This window comes from Micromonospora sp. HNM0581 (genome assembly GCF_012726175.1).
GTDB lineage: Bacteria > Actinomycetota > Actinomycetes > Mycobacteriales > Micromonosporaceae > Micromonospora.
The window spans coordinates 298936-313068 of sequence record NZ_JAASAD010000001.1; the positions used below are offsets into that span (position 1 = coordinate 298936).

25 protein-coding genes are annotated in these 14133 nt (G+C 67.4%); all 25 read right to left on the reverse strand.

What is annotated here, in order from left to right:
- Positions 1-19 precede the first annotated feature (19 nt).
- The 25 genes from truA to rplP all read right to left on the reverse strand — a co-directional run bounded on the left by truA (position 20) and on the right by rplP (position 14132).
- On the reverse strand, positions 20-850 hold the full coding sequence (truA, locus tag HCA58_RS01350; protein WP_169595888.1) for a tRNA pseudouridine(38-40) synthase TruA: 831 nt from the start codon (positions 848-850) through the stop codon (positions 20-22).
- A 92-nt stretch (positions 851-942) separates the two neighbouring features.
- The gene (gene rplQ, locus HCA58_RS01355; protein ID WP_169595889.1) at positions 943-1503 is read right to left on the reverse strand and encodes a 50S ribosomal protein L17; all 561 of its coding nucleotides are present in this window, start codon (positions 1501-1503) and stop codon (positions 943-945) included.
- A 34-nt stretch (positions 1504-1537) separates the two neighbouring features.
- Positions 1538-2560 carry a DNA-directed RNA polymerase subunit alpha gene (locus tag HCA58_RS01360; protein ID WP_169595890.1) on the reverse strand — a complete coding sequence of 341 codons (1023 nt, stop codon included), beginning with the start codon at positions 2558-2560 and terminating at the stop codon, positions 1538-1540.
- Positions 2561-2658: 98 nt separating this feature from the next.
- Positions 2659-3285, reverse strand: coding sequence for a 30S ribosomal protein S4 (gene rpsD, locus HCA58_RS01365; protein WP_169595891.1), 627 nt, complete (start codon positions 3283-3285; stop codon positions 2659-2661).
- Between the two features lie 13 nt (positions 3286-3298).
- Positions 3299-3706, reverse strand: a complete 408-nt coding sequence (rpsK, locus tag HCA58_RS01370; RefSeq protein ID WP_013288613.1) for a 30S ribosomal protein S11 — start codon at positions 3704-3706, stop codon at positions 3299-3301.
- A 119-nt stretch (positions 3707-3825) separates the two neighbouring features.
- Entirely contained in the window at positions 3826-4206 is a 381-nt protein-coding gene (rpsM, locus tag HCA58_RS01375) for a 30S ribosomal protein S13 (RefSeq protein ID WP_169595892.1), read from the reverse strand.
- 214 nt (positions 4207-4420) lie between these two features.
- The gene (gene rpmJ, locus HCA58_RS01380) at positions 4421-4534 is read right to left on the reverse strand and encodes a 50S ribosomal protein L36 (RefSeq protein ID WP_012184307.1); all 114 of its coding nucleotides are present in this window, start codon (positions 4532-4534) and stop codon (positions 4421-4423) included.
- A gap of 92 nt (positions 4535-4626) precedes the next feature.
- Positions 4627-4848, reverse strand: coding sequence for a translation initiation factor IF-1 (infA, locus tag HCA58_RS01385; RefSeq protein ID WP_007073013.1), 222 nt, complete (start codon positions 4846-4848; stop codon positions 4627-4629).
- A gap of 230 nt (positions 4849-5078) precedes the next feature.
- The gene (locus HCA58_RS01390) at positions 5079-5564 is read right to left on the reverse strand and encodes a DUF1707 domain-containing protein (protein ID WP_169595893.1); all 486 of its coding nucleotides are present in this window, start codon (positions 5562-5564) and stop codon (positions 5079-5081) included.
- Between the two features lie 86 nt (positions 5565-5650).
- Positions 5651-6502, reverse strand: a complete 852-nt coding sequence (map, locus tag HCA58_RS01395) for a type I methionyl aminopeptidase (RefSeq protein ID WP_169595894.1) — start codon at positions 6500-6502, stop codon at positions 5651-5653.
- 88 nt (positions 6503-6590) lie between these two features.
- Positions 6591-7244, reverse strand: a complete 654-nt coding sequence (locus HCA58_RS01400) for an adenylate kinase (RefSeq protein WP_169595895.1) — start codon at positions 7242-7244, stop codon at positions 6591-6593.
- Positions 7245-8567: a preprotein translocase subunit SecY gene (secY, locus tag HCA58_RS01405; protein WP_169596157.1), complete on the reverse strand. Its 1323-nt coding sequence runs from the start codon at positions 8565-8567 to the stop codon at positions 7245-7247. It lies immediately after the preceding gene.
- Between the two features lie 231 nt (positions 8568-8798).
- Positions 8799-9242: a 50S ribosomal protein L15 gene (gene rplO, locus HCA58_RS01410; RefSeq protein WP_164447881.1), complete on the reverse strand. Its 444-nt coding sequence runs from the start codon at positions 9240-9242 to the stop codon at positions 8799-8801.
- Entirely contained in the window at positions 9242-9424 is a 183-nt protein-coding gene (gene rpmD / locus HCA58_RS01415; protein ID WP_169595896.1) for a 50S ribosomal protein L30, read from the reverse strand. The genes rplO and rpmD overlap by 1 nt, the downstream gene beginning before the upstream one ends.
- Positions 9424-10038 (reverse strand): 30S ribosomal protein S5, encoded by a 615-nt coding sequence (gene rpsE / locus HCA58_RS01420; RefSeq protein WP_169595897.1) that lies wholly within the window; start codon positions 10036-10038, stop codon positions 9424-9426. Before rpsE ends, rpmD begins: the two co-directional genes overlap by 1 nt.
- 34 nt (positions 10039-10072) lie before the next feature.
- The gene (gene rplR / locus HCA58_RS01425) at positions 10073-10462 is read right to left on the reverse strand and encodes a 50S ribosomal protein L18 (protein WP_169595898.1); all 390 of its coding nucleotides are present in this window, start codon (positions 10460-10462) and stop codon (positions 10073-10075) included.
- Positions 10459-11001, reverse strand: coding sequence for a 50S ribosomal protein L6 (rplF, locus tag HCA58_RS01430; protein ID WP_169595899.1), 543 nt, complete (start codon positions 10999-11001; stop codon positions 10459-10461). Before rplF ends, rplR begins: the two co-directional genes overlap by 4 nt.
- Before the next feature lie 74 nt (positions 11002-11075).
- Positions 11076-11483, reverse strand: coding sequence for a 30S ribosomal protein S8 (gene rpsH, locus HCA58_RS01435; protein ID WP_018784557.1), 408 nt, complete (start codon positions 11481-11483; stop codon positions 11076-11078).
- A 96-nt stretch (positions 11484-11579) separates the two neighbouring features.
- The gene (locus HCA58_RS01440; protein ID WP_007073023.1) at positions 11580-11765 is read right to left on the reverse strand and encodes a type Z 30S ribosomal protein S14; all 186 of its coding nucleotides are present in this window, start codon (positions 11763-11765) and stop codon (positions 11580-11582) included.
- A 1-nt stretch (position 11766) separates the two neighbouring features.
- Positions 11767-12336 carry a 50S ribosomal protein L5 gene (gene rplE, locus HCA58_RS01445; protein ID WP_169595900.1) on the reverse strand — a complete coding sequence of 190 codons (570 nt, stop codon included), beginning with the start codon at positions 12334-12336 and terminating at the stop codon, positions 11767-11769.
- Positions 12336-12650 (reverse strand): 50S ribosomal protein L24, encoded by a 315-nt coding sequence (gene rplX, locus HCA58_RS01450; RefSeq protein WP_169595901.1) that lies wholly within the window; start codon positions 12648-12650, stop codon positions 12336-12338. Before rplX ends, rplE begins: the two co-directional genes overlap by 1 nt.
- Positions 12651-12732: 82 nt before the next feature.
- Positions 12733-13101 carry a 50S ribosomal protein L14 gene (gene rplN / locus HCA58_RS01455; RefSeq protein ID WP_007073026.1) on the reverse strand — a complete coding sequence of 123 codons (369 nt, stop codon included), beginning with the start codon at positions 13099-13101 and terminating at the stop codon, positions 12733-12735.
- A gap of 94 nt (positions 13102-13195) precedes the next feature.
- Positions 13196-13474: a 30S ribosomal protein S17 gene (rpsQ, locus tag HCA58_RS01460; protein WP_093403616.1), complete on the reverse strand. Its 279-nt coding sequence runs from the start codon at positions 13472-13474 to the stop codon at positions 13196-13198.
- Positions 13471-13707, reverse strand: a complete 237-nt coding sequence (gene rpmC, locus HCA58_RS01465; protein ID WP_169595902.1) for a 50S ribosomal protein L29 — start codon at positions 13705-13707, stop codon at positions 13471-13473. The genes rpsQ and rpmC overlap by 4 nt, the downstream gene beginning before the upstream one ends.
- The gene (rplP, locus tag HCA58_RS01470; RefSeq protein ID WP_007465292.1) at positions 13707-14132 is read right to left on the reverse strand and encodes a 50S ribosomal protein L16; all 426 of its coding nucleotides are present in this window, start codon (positions 14130-14132) and stop codon (positions 13707-13709) included. The genes rpmC and rplP overlap by 1 nt, the downstream gene beginning before the upstream one ends.
- Between the last annotated feature and the right edge of the window lies 1 nt (position 14133).

Genomic DNA, 14133 nt, shown 5'->3' on the forward strand with positions numbered 1-14133 from the left:
GGCGGGCGGGCCCGGCGGTTCAGCTGTCGACAGGCACCCGTAGCCGTCTGGTCGCCTCAGCCCGGATCGCATAGTCGGTGGGATCGTCGGGGTAGCCGACCGCCACCAGGGTCAACCCGTGCGCCGGTGCCACCGTCACCTCGCTGGCCCGCTGCTGACGGGACAGCAGATCGACCGGCCACCGCACCGGCCGTCGACCGTCACCGGCGACCAACATGGCGCCAACCAGGCTACGGACCATCGCCTGGCAGAACGCGTCGGCCTGGACGGTGGCGACCAAAATCCCGTCGACGTCCCGCCGCCACTCCAGTCTGGTCACCTCCCGCAGCGTGGTGGCGTTCTCCTTGCGGCGGCAGTACGCGGCGAAGTCGTGCTCTCCCACCAGTCCAGCCGCCGCAGCGGTGAGCCGGTCGAGGTCCAGCGACCTCGGCCAGGCCAGGATCTCGTGTCGACGTAACGGCTCGCAGCCCCACCGCTCATCCGTGACCCGGTACTCGTAACGCCGGAACGTCGCCGAGAACCGGGCATCGAAGGTGAGCGGCACCGAACGTATCGCCCGGACCCGCACATCGGTCGGCAGCAGCCGGGCCAGCCGACGCAGCAACCGCCCCTCGTACGCCTGCCAGACGTCGACGGGCAGATCCAGGTGGCAGACCTGCCCGCTGGCATGCACCCCCGCGTCGGTGCGGCCGGCGACGGTCAGCCCGGTTGCGACACCGCCGCCGAGCACCAGATCCAGTGTTTCGACGAGCACCCCCGCGACCGTTCGCCGCTGCGGCTGGACGGCCCAGCCGGAGAAGGCCGTGCCGTCGTACGCGACGTCAAGTCGCAACCGGGTGCGCTCGCCCACCGTGGTACCTCCTAGACGAATCAGGCCCGGCATCCCCGTGATGGGGATGCCGGGCCCGACAAACGGCCTCAGGCCTGCCTCACCGGCCTTGGTCAGGCCTTGCCTTCCTCGGTGGCCAGGTCGCTGTCCCCGCGGGCGGCGGCGGTGTCACCGGAAGCCGACTGCGGCGGCTCGGCGTCCTGGTCCGCCGGACGCGACTCGGGCGCCTCGTCGGCCGGGGCCAACGCCTCGACCTTGTCCTGCTGGGCGGCCTTACGACCAGCGGTCTTCTTGTTCGCCTTCGGCTCGGCGACCTGAAGCTCCTCGACCAGCTCGATGATCGCCATCGGGGCGGCGTCACCCTTACGCGGACCGGTCTTCACGATCCGGGTGTAGCCGCCGTTGCGGTTGGCGTACCGAGGCGCGATCTGGTCGAACAGGGCGTAGACCACGTCCTTGTCCTTGACCACGGTCAGCACCCGTCGGCGCGACGCGAGGTCGCCCCGCTTGGCCTTGGTGATCAGCTGCTCGGCGAGCGGTCGCAGCCGCCGAGCCTTGGTCTCGGTGGTCTGGATCTTGCCGTGCTGGAACAGCGCGGTGGCCAGGTTGGCCAGCATCAGCCGCTCGTGCGCGGGGCTGCCGCCGAGGCGGGGGCCCTTGGTGGGCGTGGGCATGCTTGGTGCTCCTCAGGTGTGGCGGCAGCGCGGACTAGAGCTGCTCGGTCTCGCGGTAGTCGTCGGTGTCGTAGTCCGCCTCGCCGAAGGCGTCCACGACGTTCGCCGGGTCGAAGTTCGGAGCCGAGTCCTTCAGCCCGAGACCCATCCCGGCGAGCTTCATCTTGACCTCGTCGATCGACTTCTGACCGAAGTTCCTTATATCGAGGAGGTCGGCCTCGGTACGCCCTATCAGCTCACCGACGGAGTTGATGCCCTCGCGCTTGAGGCAGTTGTAGGAGCGGACGGTCAGGTCCAGTTCCTCGATCGGCAGGGCGAGGTCCGCCGCCAGCTGCGCGTCCTGCGGTGACGGGCCGATGTCGATCCCCTCGGCCGTCTCGTCCAGCTCACGGGCCAGCCCGAACAGCTCCACGAGCGTCGAACCGGCCGAAGCCAGGGCAGTACGGGGTCCCATCGACGGCTTGGTCTCGACGTCGATGATCAGCCGATCGAAGTCCGTCCGCTGCTCGACCCGGGTCGCCTCGACGCGGTAGGTCACCTTGAGCACCGGGGAGTAGATCGAGTCGACCGGGATCCGCCCGATCTCCGCGCCGGCCTGCTTGTTCTGTGCCGCCGTGACGTAACCGCGGCCCCGCTCGACGGTCAACTCCATGTCGAGCCGGCCCTTGCCGTTGAGGGTGGCCAGCTTCAGGTCCAGGTTGTGCACCGAGACACCGGCCGGAGGCTGGATGTCACCGGCGGTCACGTCGCCCGGGCCCTGCTTACGCAGGTACATGCTTACCGGCTCGTCGTGCTCGGAGCTGACGCAGAGCTCCTTGATGTTCATGACGAGCTCGACCACGTCCTCCTTGACCCCGGGGATCGTGGTGAACTCGTGCAGCACTCCGTCGATCTTGATCGAGGTGACGGCCGCGCCCGGGATCGACGACAGCAGCGTGCGCCGCAGCGAGTTGCCCAGGGTGTAGCCGAAGCCCGGCTCCAGCGGCTCGATGGTGAACCGGGAGCGGGTCTCGTTGATCGACTCCTCGGAGAGGGTCGGTCGCTGGCTGATGAGCATGTCTTCTCTTCTCTTCCGGGGCGCCCGCCATATGACGCCCACGACACAAACTGTTCCGGTGGCCCACCCCGCCGGGGGCGGGCCACCGCAACGAGCCCCTACTTGGAGTAGAGCTCGACGATCAGCTGCTCCTGGACCTGGGTGTCGATGACCTGCCGGGCCGGCAGCGAGTGCACCAGGACCTTCATCTGGCTGGGGATCGCCTCCAGCCACGCCGGTACGGTCTTGGAGCCGGCCTCGGCCTGGGCCACGATGAACGGGGTGAGCTCCTTGCTCTTGACCCGGACCTCGATGATGTCGTGCTCCTTGACGCGGTACGACGGAATGTCGACCTTCTTGCCGTTCACCGTGAAGTGACCGTGCTTGACCAGCTGACGGGCCATGTCCCGGGACTTGGCGTAGCCGGCCCGGTAGACCACGTTGTCCAGCCGCGACTCGAGGATCTGCAGCAGCACCTCACCCGTCTTGGCCTTCTTACTCACGGCTTCCTCGTAGTAGCCGCGGAACTGCTTCTCAAGCACGCCGTAGACGCGGCGGGCCTTCTGCTTCTCACGGAGCTGGAGCAGGTACTCCGTCTCCTTCGTGCGGCCGCGGCCGTGCTGCCCGGGCGGGAACGGCCGGGACTCGAACGGGCACTTCGGACCATCGCACTTGCTGCCCTTGAGGAACAGCTTCATCTTCTCCCGCCGGCAACGGCGGCAGTCGGCACCGGTGTAACGAGCCATCTCTCTCTACCTCTCAGACCCGACGACGCTTCGGCGGACGGCACCCGTTGTGCGGCTGCGGGGTGACGTCGGAGATCTGCCCGACCTCGAGGCCCACGGCCTGCAGCGAACGGATGGCGGTTTCCCGGCCCGAGCCGGGGCCCTTGACGAACACGTCGACCTTGCGCATGCCGTGCTCCATGGCCCGGCGCGCGGCGGCCTCGGCGGCCAGCTGCGCGGCGAACGGAGTCGACTTGCGGGAGCCCTTGAAACCAACCTGGCCGGACGAGGCCCAGGAGATGACGGCACCAGTCGGATCGGTGATCGAGACGATGGTGTTGTTGAAGGTGCTCTTGATGTGCGCCTGCCCGTGGGCGACGTTCTTGCGTTCCTTGCGCCGGACCTTCTTGACAGCGGCTCCGGCACGAGCCTTCGGTGGCATAAGTCTGTGCGCTCCTGAATGGGTTCTGGCTTCTCGCCCCGTTGATTTCGTAGACACCGGTTCCGGTAGGAGTCCGGCCTACCTTGACGGAGAACGACCAGAAATTCCGGTTGAAAGAACTACTTCTTGCCGGGCTTCTTCTTGCCGGCGACGGTCCGCTTCGGGCCCTTGCGGGTCCGGGCGTTGGTCTTGGTCCGCTGGCCACGCACGGGCAGGCCCCGGCGGTGCCGGATGCCGGCGTAGCAGCCGATCTCGACCTTGCGGCGGATGTCAGCGGCGACCTCGCGGCGCAGGTCGCCTTCAACCTTGAAGTTGGCCTCGATGTGGTTGCGGAGCTGGACCAGCTCCTCGTCCGTGAGGTCTCGGACGCGCTTGTCCGGCGAGATGCCGGTGGCGCTGAGCGTCTCCAGGGCGCGGGTGCGACCCACGCCGAAGATGTAGGTGAGCGCGATCTCCATCCGCTTCTCGCGGGGAAGGTCGACGCCGACTAGACGTGCCATGTGCGGGCGTACTCCTCGTGGTGTGCTGGCGAAGGTGTGGACCCGCCCCACCCCGCTACCGGCCGTCCCTGTACTGCCGACGCAGATGACGTCGGCGACCGGGATCGGTCGTTGCCCGAGCGGGCCCCGGCCTTCGACCGGGGGTCGACCACGAACAGGTACGCACTGCGCACCATCCGCGGCTGGGACGAGCATGTGAAATGTGCGGGCTGGTTCAGCCCTGGCGCTGCTTGTGGCGCGGGTCGGTGCAGATGACCATGACCCGGCCGTGCCGGCGGATCACCCGGCACTTGTTGCAGATCCTCTTGACGCTCGGCTTGACCTTCACGGTTGCCTTACTTCCCATCTGGCCCGGCGCCACGAGGCGCGACACCGGACGTCGAAGACGGACACGGGACGTTTCCCGGGCCGCCGTCAGGCTTACTTGTAGCGGTAGACGATGCGCCCGCGGGTCAGGTCGTACGGCGAAAGCTCCACGACGACCCGATCCTCCGGCAGGATGCGGATGTAGTGCTGCCGCATCTTGCCGCTGATGTGAGCCAGCACCTTGTGGCCGTTGGCAAGCTCCACGCGGAACATGGCGTTCGGCAAGGGCTCGATGACCCGACCTTCGATCTCGATGGCTCCGTCTTTTTTCGGCATGTCCTCCGCTGTCCTGACGTCGGTTGCTCCGGACGGCCCACAACGTCTTACACGGGGTGCTTGACCAAGATCAGGCTTCCCGCGCCAGCCGCGGCTCCGCGGCCCGCCGAAGCGCTGGCGGGCATGGCAGAGTGGACGCTGTGCGCCGATCCGAAAGTGTACGCCCGCCAGCACGTCACCGCCAAACCGACCGGCCAGCTGGGCACAACCGGGTGTCAGAAACGGGACTTTCAGCCCAAATCACCACGGTTGCGGGGCCACCCTGGTTCGCTCGTCTCCACCCCGGCGTCGTCGCGGATGCCACCGTCGCCGTCGGCCACTCGCCCTTCCCCCGTGCCCCCCTCGGCCGCCCGCCCCGCCACGCTGCCACCACCGGCCGCCAGTGACGTGACAGCCCAGACGGCCACCACGATGCCCACCGCCCTCAACCACGGTTTCCAGACCTTGACCAGCCAGCGCACGGCCATTCCACGTCCGGCCTCGGCGGGCACCGCCTCGCCCCCGCTGCGAGGTGTCGGCAACACCACGCCGGAAGGCGCCGGCAGGTCACTGACGAGGGCATCCAGGTCGGCGTACGTGCGAGCGGCATAGGTCTGCTGCAACCGGTCGTCGTACTCGTGCAGGTCGAGTCGACCCTCGTCGAGGGCGACCCGGAGCTGTTCGGCGACAGCCTGCCGGTCGACGTCCGCTGCCCGCATCACGTCCCGCTCGTCCATGCCGGCAAGCATGCCACCGCACGGCCAGCATCGGATGCCGACCGACCCCGGTGACGCGGCCTCGGCGCCTCCGTCGAGGCCCGCGCCTATCCAGCCGACGTGTTGCTCGGCTGGCGTGCGGTGACCAGGTCGCCCAGGCGGGCCCGGCCCCCGTCAGCAGCGGTCAGCACCCACACACCGTCGGGCAGCAGGGCCATGGTGTGCTCGACGTGCGCGGCTCGCGAACCGTCACGGGTCACGACGGTCCAGCCGTCGGCGAGTTCCGCCGTACGCGGCGAACCCATGGTGATCATCGGCTCGATGGCCAGTGCCAGCCCCGGCACCAATCGTGGCCCCTTGCCCGGCCGCCCGTGGTTGAGCACGTGCGGATCCTGATGCATCTCGGTACCGATGCCGTGGCCGCCGTAGCCGTCGACGATGCCGTACCGTCCGGCCTTGCGCACCGCGCGTTCCACCGCATGCGAGATGTCGGTCAGCCGACCCCTGCCGCTGGCCGCGCCACGCGCGGCCGCCGCGATCCCGGCCCACATCGCGTCCTCGGTGACCTCGGCCATCCGCAGCAGCGCCGGATCGACCTCACCCACGCCGACCGTGATCGCCGCATCACCGTGCCACCCGTCGAGCACCGCACCGCAGTCGATCGAGATCAGGTCACCGTCGGCGAGAACCTGCTTCGGTGAAGGGATCGCGTGCACGATCTGCTCGTTCACCGACGAGCAGATCGACGCCGGGAAACCGTGGTAGCCCTTGAACGACGGTGCCGCTCCCGCCTCGCGGATCGTCGTCTCGGCGATCGCGTCCAGGTCTGCGGTGCTCACGCCAGGGGCGATCGCCTCCCGCATCCGGCGAAGCGCCGACGCGACCACGAGGCCCGCGGCACGCATCTTCTCGATCTGCTCTGGAGTCTTCAGCTGGATGTCCAGCTGGGGACGACGCATGAAGGCGCAACCTTTCGTTACCGAAACAGCGGGATACGCCCGGCGTACCCCGCTGTCAGCACTCTATCCGGCGGGAAGCCGGGCGACCTCAGCCCCCGTAGGAACGGAGGGCATCGATGGCGCGGACCGTGACGTCCTCCACCGGGCCGGTGGCGTCGATGCCGACCAGTTTGCCCTGCGCGCCGTAGTAGTCCACGAGCGGCGCGGTCTTCTCGGCGTACTCCCGCAGCCGGGCTGCGATGGTCTCCGGCTTGTCGTCGTCCCGCTGGAACAACTCCGCGCCACACCGGTCGCAGATGCCCTCCCGGCTCGTCGAATCGAACTCGACGTGCCAGATCTTACCGCAGCCCCGGCAGGTACGCCGACCGGAGAGCCGCCGGATCACCTCGTCGTCGTCGACAACGAGTTCGAGCACGATGTCCAGAGCGGTGCCGAGATCGGCGAGGAGCTTGTCCAGTGCGGCGGCCTGCGGGGTGGTACGCGGAAACCCGTCGAGCAGGAAACCCTCGGCAGCATCCGGCTCGGCGAGCCGATCCCGCACCATGTTGATGGTCACCTCGTCCGGCACGAGCTTGCCAGCGTCCATGTACCGCTTGGCCTCGACGCCGAGCGGGGTGCCCTGCGACACGTTCGCCCGGAAGATGTCGCCGGTCGAGATCTTCGGCACGGACAGGTGCGCGGCAATGAACTCCGCCTGTGTGCCCTTGCCCGCACCCGGCGGGCCAACCAGAACCAGTCTCATCTACCGCAGGAACCCTTCGTAGTTCCGCTGCATCAGTTGGCTCTCGATCTGCTTGCTCGTCTCGAGAGCCACACCGACCATGATCAGCACTGCGGTACCACCGAACGGGAAGTTGAGGTACTGCTGCCGGTCCAGCCAGATGAAGAAGAAGTTCGGCAGGATCGAGATGATCGCGAGGTACAGCGCACCCGGCAGGGTGATGCGGCTAAGGATGAAGTCCAGGTAGTCGGCGGTCGGCTTACCGGGACGGATGCCCGGCACGAAGCCGCCGTACTTCTTCATGTTGTCCGCGACCTCGGTCGGGTTGAACGTGATCGAGACGTAGAAGTACGTGAAGAAGATGATCAGCAGGAAGTAGACCGCGATGTAGATCGGGCTGGTCGGGTCCACCAGGTTGTTCTGAATCCACGCCTGGGTCTTGCCCGGGTCGTTCTGGTCGAAGAACTGCAACGCCAGCTGCGGAAGGTAGAGCAGCGACGAACCGAAGATGACCGGGATCACACCCGCCTGGTTGACCTTCAGCGGGATGTAGGTCGAGGTGCCGCCGTACATCCGCCGGCCGATCATGCGCTTGGCGTACTGCACCGGGATGCGGCGCTGCGCCTGCTCGATGAAGGTGACCGCCGTGATGACCACCAGGACCAGCGCGATCACGAGCAGGAACTTCCACCAACCCTGGCTCTCCTTGATCCGCCAGCCCTCGCTGGGAAGCCGGGCCGCGATCGAGGTGAAGATCAGCACAGACATGCCGTTGCCGACGCCGCGGTCGGTGATCAGCTCACCGAGCCACATGACCATGCCGGTGCCGGCGGTCATCGTCATCACCAGGATGGACAGGGTCAACCAGTCCGGGATGCCGGTGCCGGTCGGGATGATCTCCTCGTTGCACTGGTTGTTGAACAGCTGCCCGGAGCGGGCCAGTGCCACGAACGCCGAGGCCTGCAGGATGCCCAGCCCCAGCGTCAGGTAGCGGGTGTACTGGGTGATCTTCGCCTGGCCGGCCTGACCCTCCTTACGGAGCTGCTCCAGCCGGGGAATGACCACCGTCAGCAGCTGCAGGATGATCGACGCGGTGATGTACGGCATGATGCCCAACGCGAAGATCGACAGCTGCAGCAGCGCGCCGCCGGAGAAGAGATCGAGCAGGTTCAATACGCCAGTGGAGCCCTCGATGGCCTCCAGGCACTTCTGTACGTTGCCGTACGAGACACCCGGGCTGGGTACGGTGGCGCCGAGCCGGTAGATCGCGATGATGCCGACCGTGAACAGCAGCTTCTTACGCAGGTCAGGCGTACGGAACGCACTGAGAAAGGCGGACAGCAACTTCTCCTCCTGCGCGAGGCGGGCCGCCGGTCGTCCCTGGCGGGTCGGGGTGGGTCCGGGCAAGCGCCCGATATCCATGGCTGGGAAGGGACTCTAACAGCCCGATCCCGGTCCGGGCAGATGTGCCCGGCTACATAAACCGGATCCGATGTTACCGGGCGCACAGGCCCGCAGTAGACCATGGTGCCCGCCAGTTGGAGTCAACTGGCGGGCGCCATCGATGAAACTGCACTACAGCTCGGTGACCGAGCCACCAGCGGCTGTGATCTTCTCCTTGGCGGACGCGCTGAACGCGTGCGCGGAAACCTGGAGCGCCACCCCACCGAGGTCCCCGGTGCCGAGGACCTTCACCGGCTGTCCCTTGCGGACCGCGCCGGCCTCGACCAGTTCGGTCGGGCCGACCTGGCCACCGTTGGGGAACAGCTCGGCCAGGCGGTCCAGGTTCACGACCTGGAAGACCACCTTGAACTTGTTCTTGAAGCCCTTCAGCTTCGGCAGGCGCATGTGGATGGGCATCTGCCCACCCTCGAACGCCGCCGAGATGTTCTTCCGGGCCTTCGAACCCTTGGTACCGCGACCGGCGGTCTTGCCCTTGGAGCCCTCACCGCGACCCACGCGGGTCTTCGCGGTCTTGGCACCCGGCGCCGGACGCAGGTGATGGACCTTGATCGTCATTACTCGACCTCCTCGACCTTCACGAGGTGGTTGACCGTGAAGATCATGCCGCGGATCTCGGGCCGGTCCTCCTTGACCACCACGTCATTGATCCGCTTGAGACCGAGCGACCGCAGCGACTCGCGCTGGTTGTGCTTGGTCCCGATGTCGGAACGGACCTGGGTGACCTTGAGACGTGCCATCAGGACGCCACCTCCGCCCGTGAGGCCAGCATGGCCGCCGGCGCGACATCCTCGACCGGCAGGCCACGCCGAGCAGCCACGGCCTCCGGGGACTCCAGCCCCTTCAGCGCGGCCACGGTGGCGTGCACGATGTTGATCGGGTTCGACGAGCCGAGGCTCTTGGAGAGCACGTCGTGGATACCCGCGCACTCCAGCACGGCACGAACCGGACCACCGGCGATGACACCCGTACCGGCCGACGCCGGCTTGAGCAGCACCACTCCGGCGGCGTCCTCGCCCTGCACCGGGTGCGGGATGGAGGAGGCGATCCGCGGCACCTTGAAGAAGTGCTTCTTGGCCTCCTCGACACCCTTGGCAATCGCCGCAGGCACCTCCTTGGCCTTCCCGTAACCCACGCCGACCGTGCCGTCGCCGTCGCCCACGATCACCAGGGCGGTGAAGCTGAAGCGACGACCGCCCTTCACGACCTTGGCGACGCGGTTGATCGCGACGACCCGCTCGAGGTGCGGGGTCTTCTCGGCGGGCGCGTTTCCGCGGCCGCCCTCACGGCGGTTGTCGCGGCGACCACCCTCGTTGCCACCGGACCCGCCGCCACGGCGCTGTTGACCTGGCATCAGCAGCCTTCCTTCTCTCTCGTGACGGGGACTGTCAGAACTCGAGCCCGGCTTCGCGGGCGGCGTCGGCGAGCGCGGCGACCCGCCCCGCGTACCGGTTGCCGCCGCGGTCGAAGACGACCTTGGAGATGCCCGCGGCCTTGGCCCGCTCGGCCAGCAGGGTGCCGACCTTGCCAGCCAGGGCGCTCTTGTCGCCCTCCGTACCGCGCAGCGAGGCGTCCAGGGTCGAGGCCGACGCCAAGGTGTGACCCTTGGTGTCGTCCACGACCTGGGCGACGATGTGCCGCAACGAACGGGTGACCACGAGACGGGGACGCGCGGCGGTGCCGCTGACGTTCTTGCGCACTCGGAAGTGCCGCCGCGCCCGCCCGACGGCACGCTTGGCGGCGACGCCGCGGCGGCGCTTGAGCAGCGTGGCGCTCACTTCTTACCTGCCTTTCCGGCCTTACGACGAATCACTTCGCCCTGGTACTTCACGCCCTTGCCCTTGTAGGGCTCCGGCGGGCGGATCTTCCGGATGTTAGCGGCGACCTCACCGACGAGCTGCTTGTCGATGCCGGCCACGTGGAACAGCGTCGGCCGCTCCACCGTGAAGGTGATGCCCTCGGGGGCCTGCACCTGCACCGGGTGCGAGAACCCGAGCGCGAACTCCAGGTCCTTGCCCTTGGCGGTGACCCGGTAACCGGTGCCGGCGATCTCCAGGCTCTTACGGTAGCCCTCGGTCACCCCGACGATCATGTTGGCGACCAGGGTACGGCTGAGGCCGTGCAGCTCCTTGGCCTTACGCTCGTCGTTCGGGCGGTTGACGCTCAGCTGCCCGTCCTCGACCCGCTCGATGGTGATCGGCTCGGCCAGAGTATGTGACAGCTCACCCTTGGGGCCCTTGACCTTGACGGTCCGGCCGTCGATCGTCACGTCGACACCGGACGGCACCGGGATCGACTTACGTCCAATACGCGACATTATCGATCATTTCCTTCGTTCGCGACTGCGGGGCTCCGCTGCGCTGCGCTCCTCGCGCTCACGGCACGCCTCCGTTACCAGACGAAGGCGAGGACTTCCCCGCCAACGCTCCGCTTGCGGGCCTGCCGGTCGGTCAGCAGTCCCTGGGACGTCGAAATGATCGCCACGCCCAGCCCACCGAGCACCCGGGGGAGCCCGTCCGACTTGGCGTACACCCGCAGACCGGGCTTGGAGACGCGCTTGATACCGGCCAGACTCCGCTCCCGGTTCTGGCCGTACTTCAGCTCGACGACCAGTCGCTTGCCGACGGCACCCTCCTCGGGCTCCTCGACCGACCAGGTGGCGATGTATCCCTCGGACTTGAGGACCTCGGCGATGTTCGCCTTGATCTTCGAGTACGGCATCGTCACCCGGTCGTGGTACGCCTGGTTGGCGTTACGCAGACGCGTGAGCATGTCTGCGATCGGGTCGGTCATCGTCATGAAAACTCGTCAACCTTTCTCGCCGGGGTTCCCGCGACACGCGCAGGCCTACGGCGAAGAGACAGTCCAGCTGACGCGCCGCAGCGCGCTGGGCTATTACCAGGAAGCCTTGGACACGCCGGGCAGCTCACCGCGGTGGGCCATCTCCCGGATACACACCCGGCAGAGCCCGAACTTGCGGTAGACCGCCTTCGGACGCCCGCACCGCTGGCAGCGGGTGTACGCGCGAACCGAGAACTTCGGCTTCGCGGCCGCTTTGAGGATCAGCGCCTTCTTGGCCATCTCAGTTCTCCTTGAACGGGAAGCCCAGGAGCTTCAGCAGCGCCCGGCCCTCGTCGTCGGTCGTGGCGGTCGTGACCACCGTGATGTCCATGCCCCGCTGGCGATCGATCTTGTCCTGGTCGATCTCGTGGAACACCGACTGCTCGGTCAGCCCGAACGTGTAGTTGCCGTGCCCGTCGAGCTTGCGCCCGTCCAGGCCGCGGAAGTCACGGATACGCGGCAGCGCGATCGACAGCAGCCGGTCCAGGAACTCCCACATCCGGTCGCCGCGCAGGGTCACCTTCGCGCCGATCGGCATGCCCTCCCGCAGCTTGAACTGCGCGATGGACTTCGTCGCCCGCCGGACCTGCGGCTTCTGGCCGGTGATGGTGGCCAAGTCGCGGACCGCCCCGTCGATGAGCTTGGCGTCCCGGGCAGCCTCGCCCACGCCCATGTTCACGACGATCTTGACCAGCCGCGGCACCTGCATCGGGTTGCCGTACTCGTACTTCTCGCGCAGCTGGGCGATGATCTCGTTGCGGTACCGCTCCTTGAGGCGCGGCATCGTCTTGGTCTCGGTAGCCGTGGTCATCACAGGTCCTTACCGGTGCTACGCGCGATGCGAACCTTCTGGCCGTTCTCGTCGAAGCGGTAACCGACACGGGTCGGCTTACCGTCGGAGTCCACGACCATCACGTTCGAGACGTGGATCGGAGCCTCCTGGGTGACGATGCCACCGGTCTTGGCGCCACGCTGGGTGGTGCTGATGCGGGTGTGCTTCTTGATCCGGTTCACGCCCTCGACCAGGACCTTGTCCTGCCGTGGGTAGGCCGCGATGACCTTGCCCTTGGCACCCTTGTCCTTACCGGCGATGACGACGACCGTGTCGCCCTTCTTCACCTTCATGCCTGCGCCTCCCTGCGGTCGGCGCGCGCCTGAAGCTTGCACCTACTGAGCCTGCTGGTTCGCTCGCTCCGCTCGCTCACGGTCACAACACCTCCGGCGCGAGAGAGATGATCTTCATGAACCGCTTGTCCCGCAGCTCACGGCCGACCGGGCCGAAGATACGGGTACCGCGCGGGTCCCCGCCGTCCTTGATGATGACAGCGGCATTCTCGTCGAAGCGGATGTACGAGCCGTCCGGACGCCGCTTCTCCTTGGCGGTGCGGACGACAACAGCCTTGACCACGTCGCCCTTCTTCACACCGGCGCCCGGGATCGCGTCCTTGACGGTGGCCACGATGACGTCGCCGATGCTCGCGTAGCGCCGACCGGAGCCACCGAGAACCCGGATGCACAGGATCTCCCGGGCACCCGTGTTGTCGGCGACACGCAGTCGCGACTCCTGCTGAATCACGTCTATCTCCTATGTCTGCCGGTTCTCCGGCCGCCGGGGCGGCCGGAGCCTGGCGGAACCTGCGCCCGACCTCTGGGCCGAGCTCGAGCCTTCGCTACTTGGCCTTCTCGAGGATCTCCACGAGCCGCCACCGCTTGGTGGCGGAGAGCGGCCGGGTCTCCATGATCAGGACGCGGTCGCCGATGCCGGCCGAGTTCTGCTCGTCGTGGACCTTCAGCTTGCTGGTCCGGCGCATGATCTTGCCGTACAGCGCGTGCTTGACCCGGTCCTCGACCTCGACCACGACGGTCTTTTCCATCTTGTCGCTGACCACGAGGCCCTCACGGACCTTGCGCCGGCCCCGCGGCTTGGTGGGAGTCGTGTTCTCGCTCATCCTGCAGTCACCTCAGTCGGCGCGGCCGAGAGCCCCAGCTCACGCTCACGCATGATCGTGTAGATCCGGGCGATCTCCCGACGGATAACCTGCAGCCGCCGGTTGTTGTCCAGCTGCCCGGTTGCGGCCTGCACGCGGAGGTTGAACAGCTCCGCCTTGGCCTCGCGCAGCTTCGCGACCAACTCCTCCTCGGAGAGCTCACGCAGCTCGGCGGCCTTAACGCCCGCTGCCATCAGGATTCACCCACTTCGCGCGTAACAATGCGGCACTTCATCGGGAGCTTGTGGATCGCGCGACGCATCGCCTCTCGCGCGATCTGCTCGTTCGGGAAGGACATCTCGAAGAGAACCCGCCCGGGCTTGACGTTCGCGACCCACCACTCGGGCGAGCCCTTGCCGGAACCCATTCGGGTTTCCGCCGGCTTCTTGGTGAGGGCCTGGTCCGGGAAGATGGTGATCCAGACCTTGCCGCCACGCTTGATGTGACGGGTCATCGCGATACGCGCCGACTCGATCTGCCTGTTGGTCACGTACGCCGGCTCCAGAGCCTGGATCCCGAACTCGCCGAACACCACCCGGTTGCCGCCCTTGGACGCGCCGCTGCGGTCCGGGTGGTGCGGCTTGCGGAAGCCCTTCGGGGGCTTGCGCGGCATCAGCATC